Genomic DNA, 18,477 nt, shown 5'->3' with positions numbered 1-18,477 from the left:
ATTCAATAAATAAACATCGCGTCGCCGAAGCTGAAAAAACGGTACTTCCGCTCCACGGCTTCACGGTAAGCGTTCAAAATGCTCTCCCGGCCGGCCATGGCGGAAATTAGCATCAGCAGCGTCGATTTAGGCAAGTGGAAATTCGTCAGCATCGCATCGACAAGCTGAAATTCCACGCCCGGATAAATGAAAATGCTGGTCCACCCGCTGCAAGCGCGAATGTAAGGCTTCCCGCTGTCCGTATGGACGGAGCCGCCTTGCGCTTCCGATGCCGAACGCGACTGGCGGGCCGCGGTTTCCAGCGTTCTCGTCGAGGTCGTGCCGACCGCGACGACGCGGCCGCCTGCGGCGGTAGTCTCGTTGATGAGGTCCGCCGTTTCCTGCGGAAGTTCATAGTACTCGGCATGCATCTCGTGCTCTTCCACCTTGTCGGCGGATACGGGGCGGAACGTCCCGAGCCCGACGTGAAGAGTCACGAAGGCCAGACGGACGCCCCGGCTTTTCAGCTTGTCGAGAAAATCGCCGGTAAAATGCAGGCCGGCGGTCGGAGCTGCAGCGGAACCCGCATGGCGGGCATAGACCGTCTGATAGCGCTCCTTCTCGGGCAGCTGTTCCTTAATATAAGGAGGCAGCGGCATTTCTCCCAGCTTATCCAGGATTTCGTTAAAAATACCTTTGTAACGGAAGCGAACGGTACGCGCTCCCATCTCCCCTTCGGCTTCGACCACCGCCGAAAGCGGAGCCTGCTTCGGAACGACCGGCGTACCGTCCGCGGCCGTCTCCGGCTGTACACCGAACAGCAGCTCGGTGCCGGTTTTAATCCGCTTGCCCGGGCGGGCCAAAGCTTCCCAGCGGTCCTCGCCCAGCGGCTTGAGCAGCAGAAGCTCCACTTTGGCCCCCGTGTCCGCCTTCACGCCAAAAAGCCGGGCTGGAATGACTCGCGTGTCATTCATCACGAGCAGATCCCCGGCTTTCAAATAATCGGCCAACTGTTCAAACGTATGATGAGCGATGGCGCCCGACTGCTTGTCGAGCGTCATCAGCCTGGACTGCGTCCGTTCCAGGAGCGGAGTCTGGGCAATCAATTCTTCCGGCAAATCGTAATCAAAATCTTGTACGTCCATTTATGTCTCTCATTCCTTAGTCGTCCAAACTCCGGTATAGTAAGTTTGTAAAATTTCGGTGTAGGTTTTCCCCTGTTCCGCCAGACCTCTGGCTCCCCATTGGGACATGCCGAGTCCGTGCCCGTTGCCTGTCCCGCGGATCACGAAGCTTGCCGTGCCCGATGCGACGCTCCGCACCTGGCTGTCCGCTCCCATGACGAACAGGTCGGCCCCCGCTTTTTGCGGTTTGGCCTGGGTTCCCCCGATAACCTGGACAGAACCCGCCGTTTGAGCGGCCGGTTTACCGTCTGCACCAACTATAGTATACCTTCCCGGTTCCTCAATTTCAAACAGGGTACTGGGCAGGCCGCCCAAAACATTTCGCAGGTCGTTCGGGTATTTGACCTTCACCACTTCCCCGTTTGCTTTCAGCTCGGTAGCGCGTCCGGACGGGCCTCTTTTGCTTACCTCCAGCGACTGGAGCGGTCCGTTCAGCTTGACTCCCGCGCCTGCGAGCAGCTTCTCCATCTGGGCGCGGTCGTACACCCGGAACCAGCTGTAGGAATTCGACTCCGTTACCTGTTCCAGCAAGGTGACACGCTCCTTGTCCTTAAGCTGAGCGACAGCCGGAGAACTGGCGCTGTCCGTGCTCGGCAACGTGCGGACATTTACGCCTCCTTGCGTAGATGCGGCTATTTCAAGACCGGCCGCGCTCTTCTCGCCCGTTTTCTTCAGGTAAGTGCCGCTGACATAGCCGGTCTCACCGGAAAGCAGAGCAACCCGGTACCAGACAGGCTTGCCTTTAGCCGCTCCCTCGTCGGGACTGGCTACGCTTTTCAGATAGGGAACCGCATTGCCCCAGATTTCGGAAGCGTCGGCGGTCTGCCCGCCGGAATTGGAAGAGTACAAAGGATCTCCGATAATCCCCGATTTGTCCACCAGCACTTCACCTTTAGTCGCATCGACCGCCTGACGGACGATCTCGGCTTCACGGAGCATTCCTCTGTAAGCCTGGTCGGTCGTCGAATCGCTGAGGTGCGCGATGCCGTATTTCATTCCTTTTTTAATCGCAAACGTACGCGCGGCGACCGCCTGCGCTTTCAACGCTTCCAGCGGAAAGCTGCCGTCCATCTCGGAGCTGACCACGGAGTATAAGTATTCCTCGAACGGAAGCTCGTTAACGAGTGCGAATTTGCCGTTGTAGCGGCTGATTTCCATGCTGCCCCGGTAGACCTGATTCGACTTTTCGGTTACTTTGATTCCGGCACCGTTGCCGTCGAGCCAGGTTTTCTGCGAGCCCGCACCCGAGAAATAATGGGGAATCGCCGCTGCAGCGGCCGTGGCGTCCGCCCGTTTGATCAGGTACGCCGATGCCACATCGGCCGGCTGCAGGGCTACGCCCGGCAAAGCGGCTTTGACGGCGGCCAGCCCGGCCTCGTCCGCTTCGCCGCCGACCCATACGCTGTACCCGGCTTGTCCCGAAGCATCCGGCGTCAGAACGAGGTCTGCGTCCGCTCCCGCCTGAGAGACGGCCTCGGCCTGCTTCTCCGCTTCGGCGGCCGTTGCGTACGTGCCGGCAGACCAATGCAGAGGCCCGGACAGAACCGCTTGCGCGGAGCCGGTCGCTTTGACCGCTTTGGCTTTCGCCGTATTGGCCGTTTCTTTCGACGCATAGCTGCCGTAGTATACCTGATACACGGCGGCTCCTTTTTTGGAGCGGCCGATGATGTAGGCGCGGTCGGAAGGCGAGCTCTGGAGCTTGTCGTAAGCCGCCTTCGCTTCATTCCAGTTGGCCGTTTCCAGCACGCGGACCCCGTAAGAGTCCAGAGAGGCTTTCAGGGTCGCGCCCCCCTCCGCCGCAAGGTTCACAACCCCGGCGGGGGTGCGCACTCCCAGCTTAAAGCCTTTGTCCGATGAGAGGGTGACCACCTGCTCGGGGGTGCGGTAGCTTTCATGTTCGATAAAAAGGCCGACCCGAATCGTATCGAGTTTCGGAACCGCTGCTTGTAGCGGGAGCGCGGCGCTGCCGAACAATCCCGCTGCCAGCACCAGCGCCAGCAAGACGGCCGTGACCACTTTCCAGCTTATCCGGCTGTTTTTCATAGGTGCAAACAATCCTTTCCGTTTGGGGATATGGGTCTGGTAAATGAATCCAACTCTAGTATTCTATCAACTATTAGACGCAGCTTTCAACGATAAGTTGTGAGAATTCCAAATAAGCCCAAGTTCGATTCCATGTTCCATCCTTTATATCGGCATTAAAAAAGGCTTTTTCAAGTCCCCGAAGCTGCACGGAAGCAGCTATCGGAGACTGGAAAAAGCCTGATTGGAAAAATGGCATAAGATTAGTTAAGCATTTTGCTCCGGAATCGGCAGCCCCAAATGGTTGTACGCCTGATGCGTGACCATCCGTCCGCGGGGAGTCCGCTGCAAAAAGCCGATTTGCAGCAAATAAGGCTCATACACGTCCTCGATGGTCTGGCTTTCCTCGCCGATGGTGGCTGCGATCGTATCAAGTCCGACCGGGCCTCCGCGGAACGAAGTAATGATCGCTCTCAGCATTTTGTGGTCGATCTCGTCAAGGCCGAGATCGTCCACCTGAATGTGCCGGAGCGATTCGCGGGCCAGATCGACGGTAATGATCCCGTCTCCTTTGACCTGGGCGAAATCGCGTACCCGCTTCAGCAGCCGGTTCGCGATACGCGGCGTGCCCCTGGAGCGCATCCCGATTTCACGCGAAGCCTCTCCGACGATCTGCACCTGGAGGATATCGCAGGTGCGGCTGACGATATACGACAGCTCGTCGACGGTGTAGAACTCCAGCCGGCTGATTACGCCGAAGCGGTCCCGCAGAGGGGCCGACAGCAGCCCTGCGCGAGTTGTCGCGCCGATCAGCGTGAAGGGCGGCAGATCCAGCCGCACGGAACGCGCGCTCGGCCCCTTGCCGATGATAATATCGAGCGCAAAATCCTCCATCGCCGGATACAGCACTTCCTCCACCGTCCGGTGGAGGCGGTGGATTTCGTCGATGAACAGCACGTCGCCTTCCTGCAGATTCGTCAGAATCGCAGCGAGGTCGCCGGGCCGCTCGATAGCGGGGCCGCTCGTCGTACGGATATTGACGCCAAGCTCGTTGGCGATGATATTCGACAGGGTCGTTTTTCCGAGCCCCGGCGGTCCGTAAAGCAAAACGTGGTCAAGCGCCTCTTTGCGCATTTTGGCCGCTTCGATATAAATCTTGAGATTTTCCTTCGCCTGCGTCTGTCCGATATATTCCGCCAGGTATCGGGGGCGCAGGGAAAATTCCACGATTTCGTCTTCCATCATCAAATTCGCGGATATAATGCGGTCTTCCATCGTCATCTCCCCCAAAACTTACATTTGAAACAGAGCCTGGAGGGCTTGTTTCATGATGACATCGGCAGGATCGGTATCCTTGACCTTCGGCTGGATGCGGGACCACGCGCGGTCCGCTTCCGCTTCCGTGTAGCCGAGCGCGAGCAGACCCTGCTTGACTTCGCCCCAGACTCCCTGGGTACCGAATTCATCCGACGGGTCCACCAAGCCGAACGATACAGCCAGATCGCGCTCCGTAACCGGCAGTGCGCCCAGCTTTTCTTTCAAATCGAAAATAAGCCGCTGTGCGGTTTTCTTGCCGATACCGGGCAGCTTTGTAAGGAAAGCGATATTCTCCTGCTGGATAGCCGCGACTACCGTTTCCGGGCGGCCTCCGGCAAGAATGCCGAGCGCGACTTTGGGACCGATGCCGCTGACATCGATAAGCTGCCGGAATAGCATCTGCTCCTCCCTTGTCGGGAAGCCGAACAGCAGGTGTGCGTCTTCGCGCACATGGTAGTGAGTATAAAGCGTGACATCGGCGTCTTCTTTCAATCCGAACGCGTACGGGTTGGCGCAAAAAACGCGATAGCCGACTCCGTTCACGTCGAGAACGACGTATTCCGTTTCACGCGCAGCTAGTTTGCCTCTTAAGAAATCAATCATCGTTTGGTAACCTCTTTGATTTTATCGTGCAGCGTGGACGAATGCGCGTGACAGATCGCTACGGCGAGCGCATCGGCCACGTCATCCGGCTTCGGTATCGCGGACAACTTAAGAAACATGCGGACCATTTCCTGCACTTGGATTTTCTCCGCTTTGCCATAGCCGACAACGGCCTGCTTAACCTGGAGCGGCGTGTATTCGCCGACGGGTATTCCGCGCTGGACGGCTGCGAGTATAATCACGCCGCGCGCCTGGCCGACGGTAAAGGCCGTCGTGACGTTCCGGTTGAAGAACAGCTTCTCGACGGCCATCGCGTCGGGTTTATATTTGTCTATGAGCTGGCAGGCCGCATCATAAACCTGCTTCAGCCGAAGTCCCGGATCGGTATGGGCCTCGGTTTGTATACAGCCGTACTGAACGGGCGTTAGTTTGCTGCCGGTCTTGTCGATAAACCCGAAACCGACGATCGCAATGCCCGGGTCGATTCCCAGAATACGCAAAAGAAGTTCTCTCCCATCCCCTGTATGCCCCAAAAAGCGAACATATGTATCGCTTTCCATTATAGCAAATTCTCGCCGAAAGGGATAGCGTGTTTAAAGGGGACAAGCCGCAAATATTCACCGTCTTGTTCGCGGTCTGTCCGCCGGCTGAATTACAGGTATGTTCAGGAACCTCTTCGGTCCAATCCTGAACTAAATAGAAGTCCCGCAAGCACCCTATCGCGCCTTTGCAACAATAAAAACGGCTCCCTCGCGGAAACCGTCTCGTTTCGCAGTTAATTTACGCTCAGACAACATCGATAAACACGTCGATATTGTCCCGTGTAGCCTTCGAGTAAGGGCAGACATGGTGTGCGGCGGCGACCAGCTCGTTAGCCGTTCCCATTTCCACCCCGGGAATGCTCACTTTGAGTTCGACAGCCAGCTTGAAGCCTCCATCCTCCTCGTCCTTACCGATCGTGACGTGAGCCGTCACCCGTGTTTCGGAACGGATCTGTTTTTGCCGCATCACAAGGTTTAGGGCGCTGTCGAAGCAGGCCGCATAACCCGCCGCAAAAAGCTGCTCGGGATTCGTAACCGCTCCGCCCGGACCGCCCAGCTCTTTCGGCATTTTGACCTCCAGGTTCAGCACGCCGTCATCCGAAGTCACTTTCCCGTTCCGTCCGCCTTGAGCCGTTGCGACCGCTGTGTATAAATGTTCCATGATCAAACACCATCCCTTTAAAAGTTTGAAGTGGAGGCGCCGCAGAAGGCGCTTCGTTGTATGATTGAATGATAACACAACATTATATTGTGTGCAATATAATTTTATAAAATATATATTTGTAAAAAAATCTCCGCCTTTAAAGCGGAGCCTTTTTAAAGAAATTTGTTGAAAATGCCGGCCTGTCCCGTAAAAGCTTTAGTAATTGGGCGACATCGCCTTTTCGCTCTCCTGTACGGCATAATCGCTGAATGTGGACAAGACACTGTTGAACTCAGCCACATCCGACACCCTTATTCCTTCAAGAAGCTGATGGACCGTTTCTTTGGGCAGGGTGCTTTCGAGGTATTGGATATTGAGCTGGAAAAAAGTACGGATCACCTTATCATTGGCCGGCAGTCCGTCAAACAAAGACAAGTTACCGCTCTCGTCAACGCCGAAGTATGCGCTCTGTTTGCATTTCGGCGACAGATCGTCGATATGCTGGGTAAAGATGACACTTCCCCCGGAATTCAAGCTTAAAATCCAATCGGGATGTTCTCCGTTCAAAGCCGCAATCTCCTCCGCGGATTTCAGCCCCAGCTCCTGCTGTTCTTCTCCGCATACATACGAGCGCTGTATAAAAGTCAGCCGCTGACCGCCTTCAGAGCGGATTTGCCGCAGCGTTTGTTCCTGCTGCGCTTTCAAAGCCTGATCGATTTCCGGCGCGGCGGCTTGTCCGAGCGGTGCGCCGGCTTCCCGGTAGGCCGGCTTGGGGAATTCATAGGCAACCAGCAGGTATGCGGCTGCGGCAAGCACAACGTAACTGCCGAATATCAGCCGTTTGCGTTTAAGACGGATTTTTTTCTTCAATTGCTTCAGCAAGTTGAAAACCATCACGGCAATCCCCTTCTATCCTCTGTTTTCCCTTATTGTTCCCCCCGCCTAAAAGCTTATACATGTATTTCCAGCGTGCTGGATGCGAGGCTGCAGGGCCGGAAATTCCAAGAACTCATCGTTGTAGGCATAAAAGGAAAACTCCGGCGTCCCAGAAGGAATCGCCGGAGCGGGCTCACTATTGCTTGATACGCGGAGCTTGTGAGCAGAGGTCTTAAACATTCATCCAAGGAACATTTGCGTTAAACGCCTGTTTGGGCGTACTCCGGCCCGTTTTGCGGATGACCGTGCGTGCGGAGCTCTTGGACGTTTTGGCCTTTTTGGGAGCGAACGTTTTCTTCGTCTTGGCCTCAGATTCGAAGAAGGAGCCCGATTCCCCTTCCTCATCGACCAGATGAATCCGGGCTTCGCTTTCTCCGGTTCCCTGTGCGGATTCCCGGAGGCCTTCTATACGGTTAGCGGCCTCCTGATCCTGCGGACCCGAAACGGCGTAAGCGGGCTGGGGAAACTGGGCGTAAGGATTCACCGCTCCTTCCTGCCCGGTCCCGTAGCCGTACGGGGCGAGAAACGCGGGCGGGCAGATCCGCTGCCAATCCGGCTGGCCGTAGCTCGTAAACGGCGTGTACGGCGATTGCTGAGCGTCTCCCGCATAAGGTGAGAAGCCGGACGCGAATGCCTGGAAGTTAGCAGCTTCCGGTGCCCGACCGTGCCCTTTCTTGGCTCCTCCGCAGCCGCAACCGCAATCTTTCTTGCCCGTCACCGGAGGGATAGACGCCAGACCGGCCGTAAAAGCTTGCTGTTCGTAAGGCTGCGGCGCGAAGCCCTGCGGCCAGGCGCTTCCTTGCTCGTAGCCTCCCGGCATGTACGGGCCAGGCTCCGGCAGCTGCTGCGGCGCGAAGCCCTGCGGCCAGGCGTCTCCTTGCTCGTAGCCTCCCGGCATGTACGGGCCAGGCTCCGGCAGCTGCTGCGGCGCGAAGCCCTGCGGCCAGGCGCTTCCTTGCTCGTAGCCTCCCGGCATGTACGGGCCAGGCTCCGGCAGCTGCTGCGGCGCGAAGCCCTGCGGCCAGGCGCCTCCCTGCTCGTAGCCTCCCGGCATGTAGGGGCCAGGCTCCGGCAGCTGCTGCGGCGCGAAGCCCTGCGGCCAGGCGCCTCCTTGCTCGTAGCCTCCCGGCATGTACGGGCCAGGCTCCGGCAGCTGCTGCGGCGCGAAGCCCTGCGGCCAAGCGCCTCCTTGCTCGTAGCCTCCGGGCATGTAGGGGCCAGGCTCCGGCAGCTGCTGCGGCGCGAAGCCCTGCGGCCAAGCGCCTCCTTGCTCGTAGCCGCCAGCCGCATACACGGCTTGCTCCGCCTCCTGCGGGGACGCGAAGCCCTGCGGCCAGACGCCTCCCTGCTCGTAGCTCTGCGGCCATCCGCCTACGTGACCGTAACCTCCATGCTCAAAGCCTCCATGGCCGAATGGCGCGTATGGCTCGGGGCAGCCAGGCTCCTGACCGAATACCGGTTTTTCCGCACAATAGGCTCCGTCCGTGTAAGGGGTATTCAAATCCGGGCCGGCTCCAGCGCCTCCGTACAAACCGGGCTGGCTCGGAAACCACGGCTGGGACGGGTAGGGCTGTACTTGAATCTGCCCGGCCGGCTGGATGAATTCTTCCTCGGCAGCGACCATTGTCTGATAGGACGGAATGCCCTGGGGAATTTCCACATTCGGATACGGCAGCGTCTGCGGTTGTCCCCAGCCTCCTTCGTATGCTCCGTGATGGCCATACGGGACGGGCAGTTCACCGTCGCATCCGCACGGTTCTTTTTTCCACATATCATGATGATGCCCATATGGAGACACAAAAGGCGCATAAGGAGGGCACGGCTGAATCATCGGAAGAATTTCCGGATAGCCTCCGCAATCGGGAATAGCCTCCGCCTCTTTTACATAAGCGGGATAAGGAGCCGGAACAACAGGCTCGCAAGGGTGCTGGGGCGGAGGCTGCGGTGTATAAGACGGCAGCTCGATCTGCGGCAGCACCAGCTGGGGCAGCTGGTATTCAGGCACTGGCGGCTGAACCGGCGGCTGCGGAGCCGGCTGCACGGGAGGCTGCTCGATAACCGGCAGCTGTACCTGAGGCATAGGTTGTATGGGAAGTTCGATCTTCACTTCCTCTTTGTTCTCGGTCACCTTCGCCAGATTTAAGTTAATTTCCGTTATCTTCGTTATTTGGTTAATTTCCGGTAATTCGGGAATTTGAACGGCTTCCGGCTTTTGCTCCACCGCTTCGGGTACGGGTACAGCCGGCTGGATCGGGGAAGTATTCTTCTTGCCGTGAGCTGTCCCTCCGTGATGAGGCTGATACCCTTGAACGCCTTCTTGCTCTTTGTGGCCCTTTTTAGGAATATAGACGGTTTCACCGGTCATAAGTACGCTCGGATTTTTCAGTTGGGTGTTGGCCTCAATCATTTCCTTCAGCGGAATTCCCCATGCCTTCGAGAGCTTCCACAGCGTGTCTCCCTGCTGCACAATGTGCTTTACCAGATGATGGTGCTCTTCATGATGATCCCCTTCATGATGGTGCTCTTCGTGATGCTGCTCTTCATGATGCTGTCCTTCATGATATTGCTCTTCATGATGATGCCCTTCGTGGTGCTGCCCTTCATGGTGCTGCCCTTCATGGTGATGGGGCTTCGTCGGCGTTCCCGGAATTTTCACCTTTTCGCCGACGTTGATTTGGTCCGGGTTCGCGATCTGAGGATTCGCTTCGATCAGTTTATCGAGATCGACGTTGTATTTTTGGGCGATTTTATACAGTGAATCCCCTTTTTTAACCATATGGATTTTCAACGGGTCTTACCTCCTTCTTCTAAGTACATATCCGTCTTCCCCAATCCGATTGACATTACATCTTATGCAGACCCATGGGCATTTGACATCCCCGGACGAAAAAAAGCCGCGGAAATTTCCGGGGGACAGGCGCAAATACAGCAATTCCGGGCATAAAAAAACCGCTGCCGCAGGAAGTGCCCCTTCCCCGGAAACGGTTTTCTGAGAGTTTAATGAGTCGTTTTGGCAAAAAACGGTCCAACCGATAGAAAGTCGGCACCGGTCATGAAATGAAACGCGACGTGCGTAACGACCTATTTGTAAACTTTAACCCCGTCGACAGTCACTATGCTGCGGAATTCCTGCAAAAGTTTCGTCGTAATCGGGCCGGCTTTGCCTTCCCCGATAATACGGCCGTCCACTTCGCGAACCGCGATAACTTCGGCGGCTGTGCCCGTAAAGAACACTTCATCGGCCACATACACGTCATGAAGGGTAAACGGCTCTTCCTTCAAGGTATAGCCCTTGCGCTCGCAAATCTCGATGATCGCCGCACGCGTGATGCCTTCCAGCGCACCGATGTAGCAAGGCGGTGTATATACGACACCTTTTTTTACGATAAAAATGTTATCCGAAGAACCTTCGGCTACATAACCCTGCGAATTCAGCATGATCGCTTCGCCTACGCCCGCCAGATTGGACTGGATTTTGACGAGAATGTTATTCAGGTAGTTGAGCGATTTTATTTTCGGATTGACCGCGTCGGGAATGTTGCGGCGGCTGGAAACCGAAACGGTTTTGAGACCGTTAATGTAGGCCTCCTCCGGATAAATCGACAGCTGCTCGACGATAATGATGACGCTGGCTTTCGGGGAACGGCGCGGATCGAGTCCAAGGTCCCCGGGACCGCGGGAAACGACGAGACGGATGTATCCGTCACGAAGCTCGCTGCGGCGGATCGTCTCCACCAGAGCGTCCTGCATTTCCTGATAGCTCAATGGAATGTTGAGCATAATCGATTTGGCCGAATCGTAAAGGCGGTCGAGATGCTCCTTGCATTTAAAAATGTTGCCGCCGTAAATGCGGATGCCTTCAAAAATTCCATCCCCGTACAAAAAACCGTGATCGTAAACGGATACTTTGGCTTCTTCCTTGGTAACGAAGCTGCCGTCCAGGTAAATCCACTGCTGTGCCATAATTCGTTCTTACACCTCCGGGGTTTGGGTTTCGTACTGGTACGTCGGGTAGCAGCCCAGAATCCGCACCTGGCAGCCAATCGCTTCGATTTCTTCAAATGCGGCGCGGACGAGAACCGATTCCAGCGAACCTTCTACATCGATATAAAAATAGTACTTGCCGAGCTTGCGTTTCGTCGGCCTGGATTCCAGCCTCGACAAGTTGATCCGGCGCCAGGCGAAGGCCGACAGCACCTGGTGCAGCGCTCCCGGATAATCCTCGGGCGGTGTGACCAGAATGGTCGTCTTTGTTTGGCCGGAGACCGGCAGGTCAAGCTTGTCACGCCCGATCAGAATAAAACGGGTCGAATTGTCGGGGTTGTCCTGTATTTTCGAGGCGAGAAGCTCCATTCCGTACATGCCGGCGGCGTTTGTCGTCCCGATCGCCACCACGTTCGGATCTCCCAGCTCGCTGACAAGGCGGACGCTCTCCCCGTTGGAACCCGTCTGCTCGATTTCGGCCTGCGGCATATACGTGCGCAGAAACTTGCGGCATTGGGCAAGCGCGACCGAATGGGACAGCACTTTGGTAATGCTCGACCAGGAGACGGGCGGGGAGCTTGCCATTTCCCCGTTTTCCAGTCTCGCCAAGCCGTTCTTGTCATCGGCCGCCCGGTGGGCACTGCCGGGAAGACCGATCAGGTTCATATCTATAGGATAAACCCATTCCACCTGCATCGGCAAATCTACCTCGTGGACGAGCCAGTCGATATGCAGGGTTACGGAACCCTCGATCGTATTCTCGATCGGAATGACGCTGTAATCCGTTTCTCCCGAAGCGGTCGCCAGGAATACATCGGAGATAAGCTTGAACGGCACATATTCGTACCGGTCCCTCCCGAGAAAATGGTGCACGCTCTCTTCGGAGAAGGTCCCCGGTCCCAGCATCGCAATCCGCTGCTTCGCCATCGCTATTCCGCTCCTCCCGCAAATTCCTCGAAGGACGGTTCCCCGCCCGCCAGCTTCCAGACGCGGACGCCTTCGCGGGATGGCCTCAGCCATCTCGTTTCCGCCTCGATTCCTTCGGCGCGGAACGTTTCCCGGAGGAACGCTTCCAGTTCCTCCTGCCTTCCCTCGCTCTTATCGGCGAATGCGATAAGAGTCGGTCCCGCGCCGCTGAGCGCAGCTCCCAGCGCGCCGTGATCGGCCGCTTCCCGGAGAATCTTCTCCATCCCGGGAACGAGAGCCGCGCGGTACGGCTGATGGAGCGCATCCTTCATCGCGTGCCGGATCATGCCCAGCTCGCCGGCGGCAAGGGCCGCGACGAGCAGAGACGAGTGGCCGATGTTGAAGACGGCGTCTTTCATCGGCACCTGATCCGGCAGCACGCGGCGCGCATGCTCCGTGGAGAGCTGGAACGCCGGCACGGCGACCAGCGCCTCCAGGCGCTCGTGCGGCTCGATGCGCACGTGCTTCGCCTCTCGGCCGTCCCAGTAGGCCGCGATAATGCCGCCGAACAGCGAGGCGCCGACGTTGTCGGGGTGCTTTTCCATACCGGAGGCGATCTGGAAAAGCTCGTCCGGCGGAAGGTCCGCTCCGCTCAGCGCATTTGCCGCGGCAAGCGCTCCGACGATAGCGGAGGCGCTGCTGCCCAGGCCGCGCGTGAGCGGAATGTCGCTGTCCATGCGGATACTCAGCTCCGGCATGGGAAGACCCGCGTGGTCGTACAAGGTGCGGGCCACTTTATAGATCAGGTTCGTCTTGTCCGTCGGAATTCCCTGCATATTGCTTCCGAAAAGTTCGATCTGTGTCCGGTCCGCTTCACTCATCTCAATCCGGGCGTACAAATCAAGGGCCATGCCGAGCGCATCGAAGCCCGGTCCCAGATTGGCGGTGCTGGCCGGAACGCGGACGCGTACCGCAGCGGGGGCCATTAGCTGCCCACCTGCTCCAGCTGCCGGATCGCGTCCATCACGGCGGCTTCCGAATCTTCCACGACGAGCGGCTCGGCTTTTACGCTCTGAATCGCGTTGTGCGGATCTTTAAGGCCGTTGCCGGTCAGCACGCACACGACGGATTGTCCCTGCCGGAAGTGTCCTTCCCGCTTCAGCTTAATGACGCCGGCAAGGGATGCCGCCGACGCCGGCTCGGCAAAGATGCCTTCCTGCGAAGCAAGCTTGCGGTAAGCCGCCAAAATTTCGTCATCCGTGACATAGTTGATCTGGCCGCCGGATTCGCCGGCCGCGTTTACGGCTCCGTCCCAGCTGGCCGGGTTTCCGATCCGGATGGCGGTCGCCACGGTTTCCGGATTGAGGATCGGCTCTCCCTTGACGATCGCCATGGCCCCTTCCGCTTCGAATCCGATCATTTTAGGAAGGGAAGAAGATTTGCCTGCCGCCTGATACTCCTTAAAGCCTTTCCAGTACGCCGTGATGTTGCCCGCATTGCCGACCGGAATCGCCAGATAATCCGGCGCTTTTCCGAGCTGATCGCACACCTCGAAAGCGGCGGTTTTCTGGCCTTCAATCCGGTAGGGATTGACGGAATTGACGAGCGTAATCGGCTGCTTCGCCGTAATTTCGCGGACGATCTCCAGCGCCCGGTCGAAATTGCCTTCGATGGCGATCACTTTCGCCCCGTAAATGATAGCCTGCGCCAGCTTACCGAGCGCGATGTTGTTGTTCGGAATAAGCACGATGCAGTTCAGCCCGCCGCGAGCGGCGTAGGCGGCAGCTGCCGCCGACGTATTGCCGGTGGAAGCGCACATGATCGTGGAGCTTCCCTCCTCCATCGCTTTGGCCACGGCCATTACCATGCCGCGGTCTTTGAACGAACCCGTCGGGTTCAGCCCTTCATATTTGACGTAAAGGTCGAGCCCCAGCTCCTCGGACAATTTTTCCGCGCGGATAAGCGGAGTGTTTCCTTCGTGCAGAGTAAGCAGCGGAGTTTTTTCCGTAACCGGAAGATAGGATTTATATTGATGCAGCAAGCCCATGTATCTCATTTTCTTCTGCAGCCTCTTTTCTTGAAAATATATAATTTAGCCTTCGACGCGGTAAACGCTCTGAATCGTCTGGATGACATCCAGGCGTTCGAATTCGGCCAGAACTTTATTCATGCCCGCCTGATTGGCGTCGTGGGTAATGATAATAATTTCCGCTTTGGGATTATGCTCGTTCGGATGCTGGAACACGGACTCCAGACTGACTTCGTGCTTGGCGAAAATTTGCGTGATTTGCGCAAGAACGCCCGCTTTGTCCTCCACATGGAGAAGCACGAAATATTTCGAAGAAATTTGCTCGTCCGTTTTCAATTTCTTCTCCAAGTAAGGCGCCGTGCTGTGCTGGCCGTTTACACCCAGGTTCAGGTTGCGCACGACAGCCACGAGATCCGCAACGACGGAAGTCGCGGTCGGCATTTCACCGGCACCCGGGCCGTAAAACATCGTCTCGCCCACGGCTTCGCCGTACACGTACACGGCATTGAACACTCCGTTGACCGAAGCGAGCGGATGCGACGTTTTGACCATCGTCGGCTCGACCGATACGGAAATATGCTCGTCATGCTTTTCCGCAATGCCGAGAAGCTTCACTTCGTAGCCGAGCTTTTTGCCGTACTGGATGTCTTCTTTGCTGACCTTGGAGATCCCTTTGACCTTCACGTCGGTCAGCGCCACTTCCGAATGGAAGCCCAGCGTGGAGAGAATGGTCATTTTGCGGGCGGCGTCCAGTCCTTCCACGTCGGAAGTCGGATCGGCCTCGGCGTAGCCAAGCATCTGCGCTTCTTTGAGCACGTCCGCATAGGCGGCGCCTTCCTGGCTCATTTTGGTCAAAATATAGTTTGTCGTTCCGTTGACGATCCCCATGATTTTCGTAATCCGGTCCGAAGAGAAGCCCTCCACCAGCGTACGAATAATCGGGATTCCCCCGGCCACGCTTGCTTCATAGAATACATCGCAGCCTTTTTCGGCGGCTTTGGCAAGAATCTCGGGACCGTGCATGGCCATCAGATCCTTGTTCGCGGTCACGATGTGCTTTCCTTGCTCCAGCGCTTCCAGAATATACGCTTTCGTGTCCTGAACGCCGCCCATCACTTCGACGACAACGTCGATTTCAGGGTTGCGGATAATATCCCAAGGCTGGTCGGTAAGTTTGTCGCGGTCGACGGTAACGGAGCGCAGCTTGCTCAAATCCTGCACCAGCACCTTCTCCACTACGATGGCGGAGCCCGTCTGCTTCTCTAGATCTTCCCGGTGGCCTTCCACAATCCGGACGACACCCGTTCCGACGGTTCCCAGTCCCAGCAAGCCGATTTTAATAGGTTTTTTCATAGTCACAATTCCTCCCGTATACGTGCTGTTCTTTTTCTGTTTTCTTGCTTTGCGTTAAATCGAGCTTCCCTGTCCGATCACCGCGGCTTTTTTGACCCCGTCCTGCGATTCCAGCAGTTGAACCAGCTCTTTCGCTTTATCGCCCATCAGGGACGTTTCCACGGATATGACCACGTTCGCCATTCCCTGCAGCGGGATGCTCTGATTGATCGTCAGCACATTCCCTTCCTGTCCGGCAATAAGCGCCAGCACCCGGGACAATATGCCCGAACGGTGCTCCAAATTCATGGAAATGGTGACAATACGCTCTTTATCCAGCTTGTTCAGGGGAAATACGCCGTCTTTGTACTTATAAAAAGCGCTCCGGCTCAGCCCTACCTGCTCAACCGCCTCGTGGATCGTTTTTACTTCTCCCCGGGCCAGCAGTTCTTTGGCCTGCACCGTTTTCAGAATGCCTTCGGGCAAAATCTGCTCGTTTACGAGATAAAAGCCGGACTCGCTCCAACCGGCGGCCTGTTTAGGTTCCATCACAGAAAGTCCGTCCTTTCCAGAAAGACGTGTGTTCTTATATAGAGGACATTATACTTCAACTCTACAAATTTCGGCAATAGGAAAATGGCATCCTTCCTTTCGCCCTGCTTTCACCGGTTTCAAAATGAAGAACTCACCCGCCGCGGCTTCGATCCGACCGGGCACGCAGCCGCTGATTTTGCAAGATGATCTGCGTTAGTTCTTCGTTACAGCCGGAAAAATTTCAGGCATCTCTCTTTTTATCGGTTTTTCTGTCATCCGTTTGAAAAAAGAAAGCGCCGTTCAGATACGGAAGGCGTCAAAATGCTTTCCGGGCGGGGGTTTGCTTGTCCTTCTCCCCCTATGGTAAGCTGAAAATCAGCAAGGAGGCGACACGTTTTGATCACGTTGCGATTAATATCCGCGGCTCTTTTGTTCAACGCCCGAGGCGAACTGCTTATGATGAAACGATCCATGAAAAGGACGCTCTCGCCCGGTATGTGGGCGGCCGTAGGCGGCCATCTGGAAAGCTTTGAAATGGCCCGCCCCCGGGCAGCCTGCCTGCGTGAAATCGAGGAAGAAACCGGAATACGCGAGGACGAAATTTCGGGACTCCGTTTGCAGTACATTCTAATAAGGTTAAAAGATCACGATATCCGGCAGCAGTTTATTTATGTCGGACACACGGATGTATCTCCCCGAATCCGGACCTCCGAGGGCGATCTGCACTGGATTCCCCGCAGCGAGATTCTGAACCGGGAGCTTCCGTTTATTTTCCGTTATGCGCTTGAACATTATTTGTCTTACGGCGACACTCCCCATACATGGATCGGAACGGCTGTTCCGGGCTCCTCCGGCATTCCCGAAGTGAGCTGGACTCCGCTCCAAGATCCCGAAAGAACTTGAGTCAGCAGACCCGGAAAGGACGAAGACCCTTGAATCGGATACACACGCTTCTCGACAAGCAGAGAAACTTTTTCGCAACAGGTGCGACCAAACCGCTGAACTACCGCACGGAACAGCTCCGCCGGTTAAAAGCCATGATCCGGGATCATGAGGAAGCGATTATGGAAGCGCTGAGGCTTGATCTCGGAAAATCCGATTTTGAAGCGTTCGCTACGGAAATCGGCATCCTGCTCGAAGAAATCAACCACGCGCTTAAACATCTCAAGCGCTGGAGCAAGCCGCGGCGGGTTAAAACGCCCCTTACGCATATCGGATCGCAGAGCCGCATTTATGCCGAGCCTTACGGCATCGCGCTTCTTATCTCACCGTGGAACTATCCGTTCCAGTTGGCAATCTCGCCCCTGATCGGGGCCATCTCCGCAGGGAACTGCGCGGTTCTGAAGCCCTCCGAGCTTGCGCCGCATACTTCCGCCCTGCTCGCCCGGCTTCTCGGTCAGACCTTCGACGAAGCATATGTGGCCGTTATCGAAGGCGGCGTCGAAACGAGCAATGCCCTGCTCGCGGAGAAGTTCGATACGATCTTCTTCACGGGAAGCGCCGGGGTCGGACGGATCGTCATGGAAGCGGCCGCCAAGCATCTGACTCCTGTCACGCTGGAACTGGGCGGCAAAAGCCCCTGCATCGTGCATGCCGACGCCAACATCAAGCACGCGGCCAAGCGCATCGTGTGGGGCAAAACGCTGAATGCGGGACAGACCTGCATCGCTCCGGATTACTTATACGTCCATGAGAGCGTAAAGGACGATCTGCTGAAGCGGATGAAGGAAGTGGTGGACGCCTTCTACGGCGACCCGCTTGCGGAAGGCAGTCCCTACCCGAACATCATTAATGCCCGCCACTACAATCGGCTTAAGAGCCTGATGGAAGCCGGACAGCTGGTCTACGGCGGAAGAACGGACGAACAGTCTCTTAAGATCGAGCCCGCTTTTATCGGCGAAGTCGGCTGGGAGGACCCGGTTATGCAGGAGGAAATTTTCGGCCCGCTTCTTCCGGTCCTCACCTACCGCAATCTGGAGGACGTGATCCGGGAAGTAAACGCCCGCCCGAAGCCGCTCGCCCTGTACGCTTTCTCCGAAAGCGAAGAAATCCAGCAGAGGATCATCCACTCGATTTCGTTCGGCGGAGGCTGCATCAACGATACGATCCTCCATATCGCCACGCCGTACCTCCCTTTCGGAGGCGTCGGGAACAGCGGGATGGGCGGGTATCACGGCCAAGCGAGCTTCGAGGCGTTCACTCACCGTAAAAGCGTGCTGAAGCAGACGAGCCGCTTCGACCTGCCTTTCCGCTATCCGAACGCCAAAAACGCTTTGAAAAGATTAAGAAACGTTTATAAATAACCCGAACAAGCTGAACGGTCTGAAAGAAAGGCGATTCCCGTAAGAGAATCGCCTTTTTATTTTACCTGCCGCTTACAACGTATGAATCAATCGCACAACGCCAAAAACCCCCGTGCCTGTCTGAAGTGCACCCCTTAGAATGGACATTGGAAAAACCCCTTGG

The 18,477-nt window shown here is 56.5% G+C and carries 16 protein-coding genes; 2 read left to right on the top strand and 14 right to left on the bottom strand.

What is annotated here, in order from left to right; all coding sequences use genetic code 11:
- Positions 1–2: 2 nt before the first annotated feature.
- From queA to ACI48J_RS06580, 14 genes are all read right to left on the bottom strand, one after another.
- Complete coding sequence (gene queA / locus ACI48J_RS06645) at positions 3–1,124, bottom strand: tRNA preQ1(34) S-adenosylmethionine ribosyltransferase-isomerase QueA (RefSeq protein ID WP_405082227.1); 1,122 nt, start codon at positions 1,122–1,124, stop codon at positions 3–5.
- 9 nt (positions 1,125–1,133) lie between these two features.
- Entirely contained in the window at positions 1,134–3,206 is a 2,073-nt protein-coding gene (locus ACI48J_RS06640) for a SpoIID/LytB domain-containing protein (protein ID WP_405082226.1), read from the bottom strand.
- Between the two features lie 246 nt (positions 3,207–3,452).
- A complete protein-coding gene (gene ruvB / locus ACI48J_RS06635; protein ID WP_405082225.1) occupies positions 3,453–4,460 on the bottom strand; it encodes a Holliday junction branch migration DNA helicase RuvB in 1,008 nt (335 codons plus the stop codon).
- An 18-nt stretch (positions 4,461–4,478) separates the two neighbouring features.
- Positions 4,479–5,105 carry a Holliday junction branch migration protein RuvA gene (ruvA, locus tag ACI48J_RS06630; protein WP_009671933.1) on the bottom strand — a complete coding sequence of 209 codons (627 nt, stop codon included), beginning with the start codon at positions 5,103–5,105 and terminating at the stop codon, positions 4,479–4,481.
- A complete protein-coding gene (gene ruvC, locus ACI48J_RS06625; protein ID WP_009671937.1) occupies positions 5,102–5,605 on the bottom strand; it encodes a crossover junction endodeoxyribonuclease RuvC in 504 nt (167 codons plus the stop codon). The genes ruvA and ruvC overlap by 4 nt, the downstream gene beginning before the upstream one ends.
- Positions 5,606–5,891: 286 nt before the next feature.
- Entirely contained in the window at positions 5,892–6,308 is a 417-nt protein-coding gene (locus ACI48J_RS06620) for an organic hydroperoxide resistance protein (RefSeq protein ID WP_326054364.1), read from the bottom strand.
- Between the two features lie 198 nt (positions 6,309–6,506).
- Entirely contained in the window at positions 6,507–7,184 is a 678-nt protein-coding gene (locus ACI48J_RS06615; protein WP_405082224.1) for a BofC C-terminal domain-containing protein, read from the bottom strand.
- A gap of 214 nt (positions 7,185–7,398) precedes the next feature.
- Positions 7,399–10,014 carry a LysM peptidoglycan-binding domain-containing protein gene (locus ACI48J_RS06610; RefSeq protein WP_405082223.1) on the bottom strand — a complete coding sequence of 872 codons (2,616 nt, stop codon included), beginning with the start codon at positions 10,012–10,014 and terminating at the stop codon, positions 7,399–7,401.
- Positions 10,015–10,307: 293 nt separating this feature from the next.
- On the bottom strand, positions 10,308–11,189 hold the full coding sequence (gene ilvE, locus ACI48J_RS06605; RefSeq protein WP_405082222.1) for a branched-chain-amino-acid transaminase: 882 nt from the start codon (positions 11,187–11,189) through the stop codon (positions 10,308–10,310).
- 9 nt (positions 11,190–11,198) lie between these two features.
- Complete coding sequence (locus ACI48J_RS06600) at positions 11,199–12,137, bottom strand: prephenate dehydratase (RefSeq protein WP_405082221.1); 939 nt, start codon at positions 12,135–12,137, stop codon at positions 11,199–11,201.
- Positions 12,138–12,139: 2 nt separating this feature from the next.
- Positions 12,140–13,102 carry a homoserine kinase gene (thrB, locus tag ACI48J_RS06595; RefSeq protein WP_405082220.1) on the bottom strand — a complete coding sequence of 321 codons (963 nt, stop codon included), beginning with the start codon at positions 13,100–13,102 and terminating at the stop codon, positions 12,140–12,142.
- Positions 13,102–14,172, bottom strand: a complete 1,071-nt coding sequence (thrC, locus tag ACI48J_RS06590; protein ID WP_405082219.1) for a threonine synthase — start codon at positions 14,170–14,172, stop codon at positions 13,102–13,104. The genes thrB and thrC overlap by 1 nt, the downstream gene beginning before the upstream one ends.
- A gap of 36 nt (positions 14,173–14,208) precedes the next feature.
- Positions 14,209–15,498 (bottom strand): homoserine dehydrogenase, encoded by a 1,290-nt coding sequence (locus ACI48J_RS06585; protein WP_326054374.1) that lies wholly within the window; start codon positions 15,496–15,498, stop codon positions 14,209–14,211.
- A gap of 54 nt (positions 15,499–15,552) precedes the next feature.
- Entirely contained in the window at positions 15,553–16,026 is a 474-nt protein-coding gene (locus tag ACI48J_RS06580; RefSeq protein WP_009675461.1) for an ACT domain-containing protein, read from the bottom strand.
- A 381-nt stretch (positions 16,027–16,407) separates the two neighbouring features.
- Between ACI48J_RS06580 and ACI48J_RS06575 the strand changes: the two genes are divergently transcribed.
- Together ACI48J_RS06575 and ACI48J_RS06570 are read left to right on the top strand one after the other, a co-directional pair.
- Positions 16,408–16,914, top strand: coding sequence for an NUDIX hydrolase (locus ACI48J_RS06575; RefSeq protein WP_405082217.1), 507 nt, complete (start codon positions 16,408–16,410; stop codon positions 16,912–16,914).
- Positions 16,915–16,943: 29 nt separating this feature from the next.
- Positions 16,944–18,314 carry an aldehyde dehydrogenase gene (locus ACI48J_RS06570; RefSeq protein WP_405082216.1) on the top strand — a complete coding sequence of 457 codons (1,371 nt, stop codon included), beginning with the start codon at positions 16,944–16,946 and terminating at the stop codon, positions 18,312–18,314.
- Positions 18,315–18,477 lie beyond the last annotated feature (163 nt).

The organism is Paenibacillus chitinolyticus, assembly GCF_045038035.1.
Taxonomy (GTDB): domain Bacteria; phylum Bacillota; class Bacilli; order Paenibacillales; family NBRC-103111; genus Paenibacillus_F; species Paenibacillus_F chitinolyticus_A.
This window is presented reverse-complemented; position numbering and strand designations above follow the sequence as displayed.